This window comes from Pseudomonas sp. MWU16-30323 (genome assembly GCF_020515595.1).
In the GTDB taxonomy this organism is placed as follows: Bacteria; Pseudomonadota; Gammaproteobacteria; order Pseudomonadales; family Pseudomonadaceae; genus Aquipseudomonas; species Aquipseudomonas yamanorum.
Window position 1 is genome coordinate 253,436 of the sequence record NZ_JAIWYM010000006.1, and the last position, 15,936, is coordinate 269,371.

General features: G+C 58.2%; 13 protein-coding genes. 8 read left to right on the forward strand and 5 right to left on the reverse strand.

What is annotated here, in order from left to right:
* Window positions 1-4: 4 nt before the first annotated feature.
* Window positions 5-1,501, reverse strand: coding sequence for a helix-turn-helix transcriptional regulator (locus LIY45_RS10590; protein WP_226476263.1), 1,497 nt, complete (start codon window positions 1,499-1,501; stop codon window positions 5-7).
* A gap of 175 nt (window positions 1,502-1,676) precedes the next feature.
* Between LIY45_RS10590 and LIY45_RS10595 the strand changes: the two genes are divergently transcribed.
* The gene (locus LIY45_RS10595) at window positions 1,677-2,645 is read left to right on the forward strand and encodes a hypothetical protein (protein ID WP_226476264.1); all 969 of its coding nucleotides are present in this window, start codon (window positions 1,677-1,679) and stop codon (window positions 2,643-2,645) included.
* A gap of 137 nt (window positions 2,646-2,782) precedes the next feature.
* Complete coding sequence (locus LIY45_RS10600) at window positions 2,783-3,403, forward strand: hypothetical protein (RefSeq protein ID WP_017475463.1); 621 nt, start codon at window positions 2,783-2,785, stop codon at window positions 3,401-3,403.
* 39 nt (window positions 3,404-3,442) lie between these two features.
* Here LIY45_RS10600 and LIY45_RS10605 read toward each other — a convergent pair whose 3' ends face one another.
* From LIY45_RS10605 to LIY45_RS10615, 3 genes are all read right to left on the reverse strand, one after another.
* Window positions 3,443-4,606, reverse strand: a complete 1,164-nt coding sequence (locus tag LIY45_RS10605) for a hypothetical protein (RefSeq protein WP_226476288.1) — start codon at window positions 4,604-4,606, stop codon at window positions 3,443-3,445.
* A 14-nt stretch (window positions 4,607-4,620) separates the two neighbouring features.
* Complete coding sequence (locus LIY45_RS10610; RefSeq protein ID WP_026077731.1) at window positions 4,621-5,508, reverse strand: nitrilase family protein; 888 nt, start codon at window positions 5,506-5,508, stop codon at window positions 4,621-4,623.
* A gap of 134 nt (window positions 5,509-5,642) precedes the next feature.
* Entirely contained in the window at window positions 5,643-7,607 is a 1,965-nt protein-coding gene (locus tag LIY45_RS10615; RefSeq protein ID WP_226476265.1) for an FAD-dependent oxidoreductase, read from the reverse strand.
* Between the two features lie 213 nt (window positions 7,608-7,820).
* Here LIY45_RS10615 and LIY45_RS10620 point away from each other — a divergent pair, with 213 nt between their 5' ends.
* The 6 genes from LIY45_RS10620 to LIY45_RS10645 all read left to right on the forward strand — a co-directional run bounded on the left by LIY45_RS10620 (window position 7,821) and on the right by LIY45_RS10645 (window position 15,080).
* Window positions 7,821-8,162, forward strand: coding sequence for an FKBP-type peptidyl-prolyl cis-trans isomerase (locus LIY45_RS10620; RefSeq protein ID WP_167410185.1), 342 nt, complete (start codon window positions 7,821-7,823; stop codon window positions 8,160-8,162).
* Window positions 8,163-8,174: 12 nt separating this feature from the next.
* Window positions 8,175-8,777 (forward strand): GNAT family N-acetyltransferase, encoded by a 603-nt coding sequence (locus LIY45_RS10625; protein WP_226476266.1) that lies wholly within the window; start codon window positions 8,175-8,177, stop codon window positions 8,775-8,777.
* A gap of 464 nt (window positions 8,778-9,241) precedes the next feature.
* Entirely contained in the window at window positions 9,242-9,958 is a 717-nt protein-coding gene (locus LIY45_RS10630; RefSeq protein ID WP_017475457.1) for an MgtC/SapB family protein, read from the forward strand.
* Window positions 9,959-10,248: 290 nt separating this feature from the next.
* Window positions 10,249-10,875: a response regulator transcription factor gene (locus LIY45_RS10635; RefSeq protein ID WP_226476267.1), complete on the forward strand. Its 627-nt coding sequence runs from the start codon at window positions 10,249-10,251 to the stop codon at window positions 10,873-10,875.
* Between the two features lies 1 nt (window position 10,876).
* Window positions 10,877-14,512 (forward strand): transporter substrate-binding domain-containing protein, encoded by a 3,636-nt coding sequence (locus LIY45_RS10640; protein ID WP_226476268.1) that lies wholly within the window; start codon window positions 10,877-10,879, stop codon window positions 14,510-14,512.
* Between the two features lie 136 nt (window positions 14,513-14,648).
* On the forward strand, window positions 14,649-15,080 hold the full coding sequence (locus tag LIY45_RS10645; protein ID WP_226476269.1) for a chemotaxis protein CheY: 432 nt from the start codon (window positions 14,649-14,651) through the stop codon (window positions 15,078-15,080).
* On the opposite strand, the gene dkgB is transcribed toward LIY45_RS10645, so the two are convergent.
* Complete coding sequence (dkgB, locus tag LIY45_RS10650) at window positions 15,077-15,880, reverse strand: 2,5-didehydrogluconate reductase DkgB (RefSeq protein ID WP_226476270.1); 804 nt, start codon at window positions 15,878-15,880, stop codon at window positions 15,077-15,079. The two genes, LIY45_RS10645 and dkgB, sit on opposite strands and share 4 nt — an antisense overlap.
* Window positions 15,881-15,936: the final 56 nt, after the last annotated feature.

Sequence of the window (15,936 nt, forward strand, 5' to 3'; positions counted from 1 at the left end):
CACTCTATTTCGGCTTTTTAACCCGCAATTCACCGGCAAACAGCCCGCGCTCACGGGCCCAGACGATGGCTGCACTACGGCTATGCACCCCCAGTTTGGAGTACACCGTGGCCACATGGTTACGCACGGTGTTGGGCGCCAGTTTCAGGCGCGAGGCGATTTCCTTGTCGGCCAGGCCTTCGCAAATCAGGCCCAATACGTCGCGCTCCCGGGCGGTCAGGTCGGTAAAGGAAATATTCGGCACGTTGGGGCTGTTGACGCTCTTGGCGTTGGCCAGTTTTTCAATCAGCGTCTGGCTGAACCATGAGGCGTCCTGCATCACTTCCTCGATGGCGGCCACCAGTTCCAGCTCGGAGCGCTTGCGTTCGGTGATGTTCATCAGCACCAGCAAATAGCAAGGCACGTCCTGGATGCTGACGGTGTCGGCAGACAACACGCAGTCGATCAGCTCATTGCCTTTCTTGCGGATCTTCAGGTCGAGGCCGTCGAGGTTGCCGGCTTTTTCCAGGGTGGTGAACAGTTGCGTGCAGGCCTGGGGGCTGTCGATAAAGTCGATGTCTTCAATGGATTTGCCGATCAGTTCTTCACTGGTGTAGCCGGTGATGGTCATGAAGGCTTCGTTGATATCCACCACCTGGCGGTTGGCGGCGTTGCACACCAGGGTCGGCACCGGCGTCAGGCGGAACGACTTGGCGAAACGTTCCTCGCTCTGGCGCAGGGCGGTTTCGGCTTTACGGCGGGGCTCCAGGTCGGTGAAGGAAAACAGCATGCAGTCTTCCTCATTCATGTCCAGCGGCTGGCCGGCCACGATCACCAGTTTGCTGCCGCCTTCGGGCAGTTTCAGTTCGGCTTGCATCTGCGGAATGGTCGCGCCTTCGCCCAGGCGCTTGATAGCGAGGTCCTTGTTTTCGGCCTGTTCCAGCACGTCCAGTTCATACACCGAATGGCCGATCACCTGGTCGCGGTTATAGCCGGTCATCTCCAGGAAGCCCTGGTTGACCTTGATATAGCGCAGGTCGCTCAAGCGGCAAATCACCGCCGGCGCCGGGTTGGCATTGAAGGTCTTTTCGAAGCGCTGTTCGGCGCTGGCCCATTCGGTGGCGTCGCTCAGGATCAACACCAGCAACTCCGGCTTGCCCGACGCGTCGTCGAGCACCAGGCTGCGCAGGCGATGCACCCAGACTTTTTCCTCATCGCCGGTGGGGGTGACTTCCACCACCACATCGCTGAACTCTTCACCGTCTGCCACCCGGCTCAGGGGGTAATTCTCCAGCACCAGCGGGTGGTTGTTGCGATACCGCAAGGCAAAGCGTGCGGCGTATTCCTTGGTGTTGGCACCCAGGTCTTCGACTTTCTCCACGCCATGCATCAGCAGCGCGGCTTCATTGGCCCAGAGGATGGTCTGGTCGGCTTCGGCGAGGATCACCCCATCGGACAAGCCGGAGATGATCTGCTGCAGTTGGCGGCGGTTGGTTTCTTTGGCGAGGACGGCCTGGCTCATGGTTTCTCCTGGGGTAAGTCGCATGAAAAGTACGACACCTGAGGCTCAGGATAGTGCAGAGAAAGTGCCCGGCGCGGGGTGCGAATGCACCAGTGCGCCTAGTGCAATTGTGCCGAGACCGCAGGGTAGGTGCCTCGCCAAACTGGCCACGTACCCACTGTTCAAAGGATTTAACATGACCACTGTCTATGAAACCAACCGTTCTCTGTTTCGCGTCTCCTGGGGCTCGGTATTGGCCGGTAGTGCAATTGCCCTGGTGACCTACCTGGTGTTGAGCGTACTCGGCACCGCGATTGGCGCCAGTGCAGTCAACCCGATGGCGGCCGGTAACCCGCTGAGCGGTTTTGGCACCGGTGCCGGAATCTGGCTGTTTGTCTCGACGCTGTTGGCCATCGGTGCCGGTGCATTCGTGGCCGGGCGTACCGCACCGGATCGCGGCGGCCTGCATGGCGTGCTGAGCTGGACCATCACCACTTTGCTGACCACCTGGCTGCTCGCCGCGCTGGCCACCAGTGTTGTCGGTGCCGCGGGTAACGTCGTGGGTAAAGGGTTGTCGGCGGCCGGTAGCGGCATCGCCGCGGTGGCGCCGGGCATCAGCGACAGCGTCAAGCAGCAACTCAATGAGCAGGGCATCAAGCTGGATTGGAACAGCCTGCAAGGCCAGCTCGACACACTGCTCAAGCAGAGCGGCAAGCCTGAACTGGACCCTGCCAACGTCGAACAAAAAGCCGATCAAGCGGCTGCGGATGGCAAGCAATCGGCCAACGATGCGGCGACCAACCCAGCCCAGGCGGGTGATGAACTGAAGCAGTGGTTCGAGCGCGTCAAGGCGTCCGGTGAGCCCGCGTTGAATGCAGCAGACAAGCAGGCGTTGGTCAACATCGTCGCCGCCCGCACCGGCAAGAGCCAGGCTGAAGCGACCCAGATCGTCGACAACTACGCCCAGGCCTACCAGCAGGCCGTGCAGAAGGTTGACGAGCTGAAGCAACAGGCTGAACAGAAAGCCCGTGAAGCCGGTGAAGTGGCGGCCAAGCAACTGTCCCGCGCTGCGTGGAGCACCTTGTTGATGTTGCTGCTGGGTGCAGCGTTGAGCTTTGGCGTGGGTCGCCTGGCGATCACTACACGTCGGGTGCCATTGGCCTGAGCATGATTTGAGGTACTTTGTGTGGCGAGGGAGCAAGCTCCCTCGCCACAGCAATAGTCCTGCTTTCACCTCTGCATCAACCCCGCCGAACGAGTAAACTGCCCGCCTTTTTATTCTCACGATGAAACGGTGGGCTTTTGAACGCAGTAAAAACCACGGGGCTGTTGCTACTCACCGCCTTATTGGCTGGATGCGGAACCTCGCCGCCGCGCACCCCCAACGACATCTGCGGCATCTTCCGCGAAAAGGACGACTGGTACGACGCCGCCAAGGTGACCCAGGCGCGCTGGGGCGTACCGATCCAGGTGCCATTCGCGATCATGTACCAGGAGTCCGGCTTCCGCCAGGACGCCAAGACCCCGCGTAAATACCTGTTATGGATCATCCCCTGGGGCCGTGTGTCCACCGCCTCCGGCTACGCCCAGGCCAAGGATGAAGTGTGGAGCGACTACCAGAAAAGCACCGGCCGCTTTGGCGCCAATCGCGAGCACTTTGACGACGCCATCGATTTTGTCGGCTGGTACATGGACAAGACCTACACCATCAACGGCGTATACAAATACGATGCCTATGGCCAATACCTGAACTACCACGAAGGGTGGGGCGGGTATCGTCAGCGTACCTACGCGAGCAAAGCCTGGCTGATGCCGGTGGCGAGCAAGGTGCAGGCACGCTCGCAGATGTATGCGGCGCAATATGCGGGCTGCAAGAATGATCTGGGGCGGGGGTTCTGGAGTCGGTTTTGGCATTGGCTGTGAGTGCACGGGCATTCCTTTGCCCGGCATAAGAGCGCGTGGCTAAACGGCTAACCATCCCACCAATGGCACCACCATCAAGGTGCTCAACGCCATTGAGATTACGTTGCCGATGTAAGGATGGACGTGCGGTGGTAACCGTCCTGCAATGGCGCAGGCCAGTGGCGGCGCGATCAGCGCGCCGAGCAGCGCACTTGATCCCATCACCACCCAACTGCCGCCATGGGTCAACACCGCTGCCGGGACCACCGACACCAGAGGAACATACGTGGGATACCAACCGCGTTTGATCCACTGATGTCGCCAGATCACCACGCCCAGCGCAGACGTCAGCGCTTGCGCGCCGATCAGATGCACTATCAGGCCAGATCCATAGGCCGGGCTCATCGGGTTCAGCGCATAAGCCAGTAACACGCCAGCCAATAAGCCAAGGCTGGCCAGCTCATTGCCGAAGAAGGGCGCTTCGGAAAAGTCCGCCAACACCCTTCGCACGCTCCACATCGCCCCATAGGTCGGTGGCTTCAAGGGCGCGGGCTTTATCGGGGCTATGTAGTCGCTGCGTACCAAAATCGGCACGCGACGGCACACTATAAACGCAATCACACTGCCAACCGCCATCCCCAGCACGTTTCCGATTACCACCGGCAAGCCCAGCGGCAGGCAGATGTAATTGACGATCAACAAACACATCGGTGTGACCAGCAAGGCCCCCAGCACTGCGCCATTGAGCGTTACTTTCCAGCCGCCGCCGAACATCAGCACCATGGCCGCCGGCAGTGAAACAAATGCTGCAAACGTCGGTTGCCAAGTGCTAGCGGTCACGGTCCATCCCCATAACGCATTACTCAGCAGTAAACCGAGTAATGAGCTGGTCACCAACCACGGCCACAGCCCGGTGCCATACGAAATGGCAAAGCCTTGCCAGGGCTTGCCTGTACGGCTGGCCCACCACGCGAGGTACGCGCCGCCCAGCAGGCCGATTGAGGCCAGTTCATGTTTGTAGAACGCGACTTCGCTGATATCACCCAGCACCCAGCGCAGCCAGGCGATGGGGTGAGGAAGGCTGGTCACCATGTCGACATAGCCCGGCCAAGGGTAAGTAAGGGCTATCCATAGGATCAGCAATGCACTGGCAACGCCCAGGGCGATGACTGTCTTATCGGTTCGGGAGTGGTGTAGGGACGGTTTTTCTAAAAGGGTTTCCATCATGCGCCCTCCGATTAGCGTGGCAGGGCGCGATGTTGGGTATACCCGAGCATTTGGTCATAAAGATCCGCACGCCGGTCCCGCTGCAAGTCGTTGAGGCTGTTCCAGATAGGTGCACTGCGAGCGCTGGTGAGGTCAACATCGGCAAAGAGGATCTCCTGCCGATTCGCTGAAGCTACCGCGCCGATGGGCCAGCCGTTGGTTCCGGCAATCAGCGAGCACCCGAGGTAACGCGCATCGCGTTCCTCTCCGATACGACTGGCGGCGGCGATAAACACGTTGTTGACATGGGCTGCGGTCATCGTGAGGTACGACGCCATACACTTCCCCGCATCGTCGAACAACGGAGGCGGCGTCCATACCCAGTTGTTGAGACTGCAAATAATATCGGCGCCTTGCTGGCTGAGGATGCGCGGCACCTCAGGGAACCAGATGTCCCAGCAGATCAGCAGGCCTATACGGCCTATGGGTGTTTCAAATACGGGGAACCCTACATCGCCGGGACTGAACCAGAGCTTTTCCAGGTTCCACAAATGGGCCTTGCGGTACTTGCCGATAAAACCCTCCGGTCCCAGCAGTACGGCGGTGTTGAACAGCTGCATGCCGGAGATTTCGCTGAGGCCTGCCACCAGATACACCTGATGTTTACAGGCAAAATCCATCCAGGCTTGCACACTCGGCCCGCCCGGAATGGCCTCGGCGTGATCAAATGCATCCTGACGGCTGGAGAAGAAATAGCCGCAGTTCGAGAGCTCTGGCAGCACGATTAGATTGGCTCCGCCGCCCACTGCTTCCGTTGCCAGCTCAAGGCTATGACGTAGGTTACGTTCCCGGTTTTCCATCCCCACTTGGGGATCAAACTGAATGACAGCTATGCGAACAGGGCTTGTTGGATCGCTCATTGCGGGTGACCTCTTATTTTATTCAGCCAGGGAATGACTGGATGTTTATAAAAGGCGACCCGATGTTTAAATGAAAGTCGGACGCGTCTGATAGCTGTGTAGCTTAGTTCCCCCAAAGCCTTTGTGCTGGCTATTTAATTAGACTGGTGTGGATGCTCGGTTTTGTATTCTGGATAGTCGTGCATAGAGAATCCTCCGTTGAATTTAGCGCCAGTTTTGTTGCATATATTTATGACGGTGTCTATTGCGCCCCTGAAACATGGCTCTGTCCACCCGGCATCTACTGAAAAAGATTCGCCGCAGAGGTAAAGTCCAGATTTAAATGAGTAGTCTTTGTTGTATTTCATTAGGCCCACAGCCTCATAGTAGGTTCCCGGTCTATACAGTTTTGCGCACCCCAACGAGTTGCTGTCATTCATCCAACGTTGCACGATAGCTTGGTCGTGACCTATGTATGGAGAGATTTTCTCTTGAATGTTTGTGGATTTAATCAGGATTCTATCCAGCTCTTCAATGCACTTGGTAATCAGTTCTTTGTCACTTAGCGAAGATAGTTTCGTTGCATCGTCTTCCCAGGTATAACTCAGAAGTATGCAGTCGTAGGTGTAGTGGTCGTTATAGCGATAGGTATATACATCATGTATGAAACTGTCGGTCACAATGGCTTGAGGGATTTTTGTGTTTTTAGATAGGAACGATTTTTTTAATGGGGCATATACTTTGCAGCTGGTTTCCCAGTGCGCGGTTTTATAAGCATTTATCGTATCGAAAGGGAGCATCTCTTGGTCGAAACCTTCGAGTAGCATCTGTGTTTCGATCAACCAGGAGGGAAGGGTGATGATGACCGAATCGAAGTCGGCATAGCAGGGCTCAATTTTTTTGGGATTGCTTGAGTTCCATTGATAATGAACTCGTGTTTTCCCACTCTTGAGCTTTTCAAGCTTTTTTACCGGAGAGTCGGTTAGTAGTCCATTCGACTTTTCAATACTATGTTCATAAACGGAGTTTCCTGTTTCAGGAATGCTCATAAAGAGCATGCATTCTGCTAAGGCCCCAAGGCCTTTGTAGCTGGGCTTATTAAACCTAAGACCCCGGGAGTCAAAAACGGCCGAGCTTTCCAGGTGTGGAGAGTCGACTGTCGTGCCATCCAGTTTGACCCGGCCATGAATCAACTGGAGATGACTGCTGAAACCAAAAATCGCAGTACGCAGGGGATAAAGCGAGCATATGTCATAAAAAGCGCCCCAACTGCCATCGCCTATTCCAATTGCGTAGAATACCGCCGATTCTTTTGCTGTCATCCCCATGCCTCCAAAGTCTCCGGGACGGTCCTTGCTCCAAGACTCAATAACCGGCATTTTTACTAGATCCCGAAACGAGATACCTTCGTATCTTTCAACTATGGCGGCCCAAAGTAACTCCCATTGCTCGCTTCCATAGAAAACCGCGACTTTCTGAGTCATGCGTTTGGCAAAATTTTCCCATTTTGCAAAAACCGCGCTTAGGGTTTCGCCAGGAGGTGGCGTTATCCCATCTTTGTTTTTCCAGATCAGCATAGTTGGCTGGCCACTGTTATCTATACTTCCTTCGCGTAAGTAGATACCGGTTGATTTGACCCATGGGCTTCCCGGGTTGGGGAAGTTTGAATGAGCAAGTTCAAACTCTTTGGCGTAATAGGCCATCAGGGATCTACCGTCAGTGGGCAGTTCGTCAGATCGATTAAAGAAGGGCATCCGCATAGCACCCATTTCAAAGGGGGGGCGGCCTGTATTATTGGAGTGCTGGCCGCCAAGTACGGTAAGATGCCTGCCGCCGATTCTTTTGGATTTTTCGAGCAGGGATATATTTTTAAAGCCGCAGCGATAGAGTTCTCGTGCTGCAGTAAGTCCCGTTATACCCGCTCCGATAATGCATATTCTGTGATTCGAATTGATCGAGTTGGCGATTCCGCCTGTTTGCTCAACTAAGGCTCGATAATCGAAGCATAAATCTGGCGGGCTGGGAAAACGGCCTCGCCATTTATTTTTGATAGACCTCTTTTCTCTAGAGGTACCAATAGCAATGTCAGCCGGGTAATTGAAATCTGATCCTATTGTCACGTAGGCCGTCCTTGATGTTCCATTTTTTTGAAGGGGTAGGCTGCTCGCTGAGCTGAACAAGGTAAATCGGGTGAGGAGAGTTTCTGACAGGGGTGTTTTCGTGGTTTTTTGTAGGTTGGAGCGTGCGATCCCAACCCCAAGCTTGCCAAACGCGTTTGACTCTGGGAAAACGCCCGTTTGGCGCAATTCGCGCGCTACACAAAACGAGAAAAAATGAACAACGAACTGGAAATCACCGACATCCGCCTCGGCGACGGCAAAACCGTGGTCAAAGGCGCCCTGATCACCACGCAATACACCGGCACCCTCGAGGACGGCACGGTGTTCGATTCTTCATGGGAGAGGGGCAAGCCGTTTCAGTGCGTGATCGGTACCGGACGCGTGATCAAAGGCTGGGACCAGGGGCTGATGGGCATGAAAGTCGGCGGCATTCGCACGTTGTTTGTGCCGGCGCACCTGGCCTACGGCGAGCGCTCGATGGGTGCGCATATCACGCCCAACAGTAATCTGCGCTTTGAAATTGAGTTGTTGGAAGTACTCACACGAGACGATTGAGGAGCGTTGCACATGGATGTGGTTGAAGCAGTGGAGCTGCCCCGCAGTTCGATGGCGGGCATCCGGGTGGTTGAGCTGACTCTTGAGGATGAAGCCGAGCTGCAGGGCTTTTTCGAGGCGGCCCCGGAGTATTTTCTTGCGGTGAATGGTGAGCCAGCCACACCCACGGAGGCTCGGGATGAGTTGACTCTTCAACTGCCTGACACCTGGCGCTACACGCGGATGTATTGGATTGGCTACCGCAATGCCGAAGGGCAGTTGGTTGCGGTGGTGAATGTGGCGTCCGACCTGCTGGCGGTTGGGGTGTGGCATATCGGGTTGCTGTTGGTGGCCACGGCGTTGCATGGCACCGGGTTTGCGCGGCAGTTGCATGCCGATTTCCAGGATTGGGTAGTACGCCTGGGCGCACGTTGGTTGCGGCTGACGGTGGTGGTGGGGAACGTCAAGGCCGAGCGGTTCTGGCCCCGGCTTGGGTATGTTCAGGTGCGGACTCGGGATGGCATCGAGATGGGGCGGCAGGTGAATCGGGTTTCCATTCAGGTGAAGGCCTTGGCGGGTGGGGCGATCAATGAGTATTTGGCGCTGGTGGAGCGTGATCGGCCGTCTTCTGCGTAGCAGCACCGTGGTGCCTACCTGAACCCTCCCTGAAGAATATTCCTAGCCCTCTTGGGTAAACTTTCTTACGGTTTACTCTCCTTAAATCGGAGCGTAAGCTTTGCGCGTTTTCATCAATAGCGGAGACCCTCAGTGGGTACTTGTTCGAGTGACAGTCGTCGGCCGGTCTCGATAACCGGCACATACTTGGCAAGGTAACGCGCATTTTTCCGATGCCGTTGTCTCGCCCTGAAGCGAGAAGCGGCATCCCGGTAGCGGCCAGTCCTGGCCGATCCCGATTTCCCTCTCATCGACGCTGACCCGTACGTGATGCCTTGCATCGCGATACTACGGACGCGCCTGTCGTTTGCGACGGGCGGCCCTGTCCTGTCGTGGCCGTGACCCAATCACGGCCCAGGATGGTCGTACCTGCCCGAAGGTTTCCTCGTCTAAGTTTGGCTGGCAATGAACAGGGAAGACTGACTATGCAAGCAATCAACAACATCAACCTCAACTCGCTGGTCGACACACTGGTCAGCCTCACCGCAGCCTTTATCCTCGGTGGACTGATCGGCTTCGAGCGTCAGTACCGCCAGCGCACGGCGGGGTTGCGTACCAACGTGCTGGTGGCGGTGGGGGCGGCGATTTTCGTCGACATGGCCAACCGTCTGGGTGGCGCCGAAGGGGCGGTGCGGGTCGTGGCCTATGTGGTCTCGGGCATCGGTTTTCTCGGCGCCGGCGTGATCATGCGTGAAGAAGGCAACGTGCGCGGGTTGAATACCGCAGCCACCCTTTGGGCATCGGCGGCGGTGGGCGCCTGTGCCGGTGCCGACCTGATCCTCGAAGCGTTGCTGGGCACGCTGTTTGTACTGGCGGCCAACACCTTGCTGCGGCCGATCGTCAATAACATCAACCGCCAGCCATTGGACGTGGTGTCGGCCGAGGTGACCAACATTCTCTATGTGGTGGCTCGTCGTACCCAGCAAAAGGCGGTATTGGCCTTGCTCGAAGCCGAGCTTGCACGCTGCAACTACCCGGCCAGTGATGTGGACGTGCGCCCCTTTGGTCCTGAAGAGGTGGAAATCGAGGCGACGCTGGCCGTGACCTCGGTGGACGGTGACGAACTGGACGCCCTGGTGGCGCGCATTTCCACCTCGGCCCTGGTGGTACAGGCGTTCTGGAGCCCGAGTACCACCGACTAGACGGCCCCGCTTCCCGGAGCCCACTGTTTACTATGCTTTTGGTGAGGAAAAATCCTACATATGGCTGGGACTATCCCTTCAGGTGGCGCGTCATTCCATTGGTAAGGTTGCGCGCTTGCGACTAGCCAGGCCCGCAGGTGCGGCCATCCTTGGCTATGCGCTGTTCAAATGGAGGGACCCGATTGCTTCTTGTAGGAATGTTCAGAACCGTTCGTCGGAACTGTCATTTCTCACAGGTAGATAGGTCCCGTGTGATGTGCAACGGTACTGAATCCTCCCAGGGGAGCCTTATGAGCAAAGCTTTAATCGTGGATGACCACCCATTTATCCGCGCAACCGTCCGGTACCTGTTGAAGCAGGAAGGCTTCGACACGATTTTCGAGGCTGGCAACGGTGCTGATGCGATGCAGATCGCAAGGGAAGAACGCCCCGAACTGATCATCCTTGACCTGGCAATGCCGAAGTTGGGTGGTCTTGAGGTGATCAGCCGAATCAAGGCACTGGGCCTGCCTTGCAAGATCCTGGTGCTGACGTCTTATCTGGCGGTGTTTTTTTCTACCCGCTGCATGCGCGCCGGCGCGATGGGCTTTGTGGCCAAGACCGGCGAGCTGGATGAACTGCAAAAAGCTATCAAGGCCGTGATGTCCAACTACAGCTGTTTTCCCAGCCTGCCTACCAGCTCGGTGCGTCGGGACGATTTGCAGTCCACCGAACAGGACCTGGTGGCAGAGCTTTCCGACCGTGAGTTGACCGTGTTGCAGAAGTTGGCGCTGGGGCTCGGCAACAAGGAAATAGCCGCGGACATGTTGCTCAGCCACAAGACCATCAGTACCTACAAAACCCGTCTGAAGGAGAAGCTGCGTATGTCGTCGGTGGTGCATTTGTCCAAATTCGCCCAACGCAATCATCTGATCTGAAATGACCAGGTTCCGGGTAGTGTGGCTCAGTGCGTGGGTGCTGCTGGGCGTGCTCTATACGCAATCCCCGGCCCTGGCGGAGGCGCGCACCCTGTACCTGCTGGGGCACTCCATCCTCGACACGCCGGCGGCGGGGTTGCCCGAGGCGGACTGGCGCTGGCTGCGGGAGCACCGCCGTTTGTTGATGGGGATCTCCAGCCCCGATTACGCACCATTCGAGTTGAGCAGCAACGATGAGCTGGAGGGGATTACGGCCGATTACGCCGCACTGATAGCCGACGCGCTGAACATCAGGGTTGAAGTTCGTCGTTACGACACCCGGGATGAGGTCATCACTGCACTCAAGCGCGGCGAGGTGGATTTTTTGGCGTCAGCCAACGGCTACGAGGCGGCAGACCCGCAACTGGTGCTGTCGCGCTCCTATGCCATGGATCAACCGGCCCTGGTCACCCGAACGAACGAGAGCCAGACCCTGAGTGCCGACCTGGCCGGCAAGCGGGTGGCCATGTTCTATCACTACATGCAGCCTGATGCAGTACGGGCATTTTACCCTCATGCCCAGCTACAGCTTTTCCCTTCGACCTTCGAGGCCATTGGCGCTGTTGCGTTCGGCCAGGCGGATGTTTACCTCGGCGATGCAATCAGCGCCAACTACCTGATCAACGGGAACCATCTGAACAACGTTCGAATGGCCGATTTCTCGTCACTTGAAGTCAACCCCTTCGCCTTTGCCTTTTCCCGCAACAACACGCGCCTGTTGTCGATCATCAACGCGGCGCTGGCCGCGATTCCGGTCAGTGAGCAGATGGAAATACTGCGGCGCTGGAGTGCCGGAAATCCGGGATTCCTGGGGGCGGACCGGTTGCGCTTGAGTGCCAGCGAGCAGCGTTGGCTGGAGAAGAACCCCAGGGTAAAGGTCGCGGTACTCGACAAGTTCCTGCCGGTTTCATTTATCGACAAGCAGGGCGAGTTCGAAGGGTTGAGCGCCGAGGTGTTGGCCCGTATCAGCTTGCGCACCGGGTTGAAATTTGACGTCGTCCCGGGCACCTCGATGCCCCAGCAGATTGACAAGGTCAGCACGGGCGGTGTGGACATGATCGCGGCGGTCACGCCCAGCGTTGAGCGCACGGACAAGGTGCGTATTACAAGGCCTTACCTGACCAATCCGTTTGTGCTGGTCAGTCGCATGGATGACCGCAGCCCCCTCACCCTGGAAGACATGGCCGGCAAGCGCCTGGCGCTGATCGGCGGCAATAGCCTGCAAGAGGGGATTGCCCAGGAGTATCCCACCATCAAGTTTGTGGACGTCGACAACCCTGAGGACGGCATGGCGCTGGTGGCCAGCGGCGGCGCCGATGCGGCCGTCAATACGTTGATCAGTGCGCGCTACATGATTGCCCGCGAGTACCGTGACCGCTTGCGGGTCACCAGCACCGTCGGGTCTGAGCCGGCGCGCATAGCCTTCGGTGTCAGCCGCAGCCAACTGGAGTTGTATTCGATCCTCGACAAGGCGCTGTTGAGTATCACCCCCCAGGAAATGAATGAGTTGGCCAGTCAATGGCGTAGTGAAGTACTGGTTGAAGACAGCTACTGGGCGCGGCACCGCGCTGTCATCATTCAAGGCTTCAGCCTGGCAGCGCTGCTGTTGCTGATCACCCTGGGCTGGGCGATTTACCTGCGTAGCCTGATACGCAAACGGGTGCAGGCCGAGCGTGCCCTGAGTGACCAGATGCGCTTCATGGGCGTGCTGATCGACGGCACGCCTCATCCGATTTATGTGCGTGATCGCCTGGGCCGTCTGATGGCGTGCAACAGTGCTTACCTCGATGTGTTCGATTTCAAGCTGGAGGACGTGACCGGTAAAACCGTGGTCGAGACTGACACCGGCAATCGCCCCCAGGCCGAGTCTTTTCACCAGGACTACCTGCGCTTGATGGAGCAGGGGGAGCCACAGATCCAGGACCGCCTGCTCAAGGTGCCGGATGGGACGGTACTGACGATCTACCACTGGATGCTGCCGTACCGCGACGGTGATGAGCGGGTGGTGGGCATGATCGCCGGCTGGGTGGACGTCAGCGAAAGGCAGCATCTGCTCGGCCAGCTACGGGAGGCCAAGGAGGAGGCCGATGCCGCCAATCGCGCCAAGACCACCTTTCTCGCGACCATGAGCCATGAGATACGCACCCCCATGAACGCCGTGATCGGCATGATTGAACTGGCCTTGAAAGCCGCCGAACAGGGCCGGGCCGACCGCGATGCGCTGGAGGTGGCCGCCGACGCGTCGCGGGGCATGCTGGAGTTGATCGGCGATATCCTGGACATCGCCCGCATCGAGTCGGGCCACTTGTCCCTGGCTTGGCAGCCTTCAAACCTGCACGAATTGCTGGCGTCCGTGGCGCGGGTCTTCGAGGGGCTGGCGCGGGCCAAGGGCCTGGTATTGAAGGTGGAGCTCGACCCGCTGATTGACCGATACGTGCTGGTGGACCCGATGCGTTTCAAGCAGGTGGTGTCGAACCTGCTGAGCAATGCGATCAAGTTCACCACCCGTGGCCAGGTACGGCTTGGCGCGTCCGGTTCGTCGGCGATTGCCAACGGGTACCTGAGCCTCAGGCTGTGGGTGGAAGACACCGGCATCGGTATCAGTGTTGAAGACCAGAAACGCCTTTTCAACCCGTTTATCCAGGGCACGAACACCGAGCAATCGGCGCGCAGCGGTTCGGGCCTGGGCCTGGTCATCAGCCGCAACCTGTGCGAAATGATGGGCGGGCAACTGCAATTGAGCAGCCTGCTGGGGCAGGGCACTCGGGTGGATGTCACCCTGGAGCTGCCAGTGGCTGACGCAACGCTGATGCCGGCCGTGCCCGTTGCCCTGGGAACGCCACCGGCCCACGCGCTGAGCATTCTGGTGGTGGATGACTACCCGGCCAACCGGCTGCTGCTGGCCCGGCAATTGAGCTTTCTGGGGCACCGCATCACCACCGCCGAAGATGGCGTCCAGGGGCTTGAACTGTGGTTGTCCGGACGTTTTGATGGGGTGATTACCGACTGCAATATGCCATTCAAGAACGGTTACGAGCTGGCGCGGGATATCCGCACCCTGGAGCGTGAACGCGGGCTGGCGCCTTGCCTGTTGCTGGGATTCACCGCCAACGCCCAGCCCGAGGAAGCCGAACGTTGCCGACAGGCGGGAATGGATGGTTGCCTGTTCAAGCCCACCGGCCTTGAGGATCTGCATGCGGCCCTGATGTCGCGCACAGCCACGCCCTCGGTGGCCCCGGTCAGCGTGGAGAAGTTGTCGCCAGACTTTGATTTGCACGACCTGGAGAAGCTGACCGGAGGGGATATCGACGCAGTAAAGGAGCTGCTGGTGCCATTGCTCGACAGCCTTGAGGCTGACCATGGGCAACTGGTGGCCCTGCAACACAAGGTCGACTTTGCCGGCCTGCATGACCTGGCCCATCGAACCAAAGGCGGCGCGCGCATGGTCAAGGCCCAGGCATTGATGGCGTGCTGTGAAGTGCTGGAAAACGTTTGTGAACGGAAAGCGCGTAACGAGTTGGCCAGTGCCATCGACGACATGGATGAAGCGCTCGCGCACCTGCATCACGGGTTGTCGGGTTATTGCAATCAGACTTGACTGGCGAGGGCTGTCATTCGAGCTATTTGGGACAACTCCTACATGAAGGTGGAACAAACCTTATTTAGTCTTCGGAATATGTCTGGAAAATAGGCCGCCCAGTCCCTCACGAGCACTTCTTGCTCAGGTGTTCGCCATGCCAAACAAAGCACTGACCATCCTGATCGCCGATGAACAGCACCTGCAACGGCTGTACATCGAAAAAATGCTCAACCAATTGGGCTACTACCGCATCGTTCCGGTGCAAACCTTCGACGAAGTGCTGATCCTCACGGCCATCCCGGCCGAGCCGTTCGACGTGCTGATCATCAATGCCGGGTTGGCGGCCAGCGAGGGCGGGGTGCTGGCCTTTCAGGAACAGCACCCGCAGATTCGCCATGTGCTGGTCTACGATACCCGCGACCTGGGCACGCTGGCCGCCAAACCGACTCTGCTGGTGCGCCTGCCGGGTGCGCCGGACAGCGTCAACCTCGAACACTTCATGGACATCGTCGATCCACCGCCAGCCACCTGCGGGCTGCGGGTGTTGCCGTGGCTGCGGGAGTTGTCCCGCAGCCCTGTGGCTTAGTCCCAGTTCGGCGCGATGCCTTTGGGGCTGGTCAGCCGATGGCCACGCTCCAGGCCGGCGATCTGCGCCATGTCGGCGTCGCTCAAGGTCAGCTCCAGCGCCTTGAGGTTGCTGGCCAGGTTGGCGCGCTTGGTCGACGACGGGATCACCGCGTAGCCCAGTTGCATGGCCCAGGCCAGGGTCACTTGCGCCGGGGTTGCCTGATGACGGTCTGCGATCTGCTGGATCACCGGGTCCTTCAGCACTTCGCCGTAGGCCAGGGTCATGTAGGAAGTGACCTGGATACCATGGGCCTTGGCAAAATCCGCCACGGTACGGTTTTGCAGGTACGGGTGCAGTTCGACCTGGTTGGTCGCGATGTGCTCGGCACCGACGGCGGCAATCGCCTGTTTCATCAGGTCGACGGTGAAGTTGGAAATGCCGATCTGCCGGGTCAGGCCCTGACGCTTGGCTTCCAGCAACTGGCCGATGAATTCGGCGACGGGCACCTGGTCTTCCGGCGATGGCCAGTGGATCAGGGTCAGGTCCAGGTAGTCGGTCTGGAGCTTACGCAGGCTCTCCTTGAGGCTCGGGATCAGTTGGCCTTCGGCAAAGTTGGCGATCCAGATCTTGCTGGTGATAAACAGCTCGTCCCGTGGGATGCCGCTGTCGGCAATGGCCTGGCCGACGTCGGCTTCGTTTTCATAGATCTGCGCGGTGTCGATGACGCGATAGCCCAGCTCCAGGCCGGTGCTGACGGAGTCGATGACGACCTGGCCTTGCAGGCGGAACGTACCGAGGCCGAATGCGGGAATAGACATGAGTGACTCCTGAAGTGATGTGAACAATGGAGTCGAGTATCGGCCCCTCGTTCCTT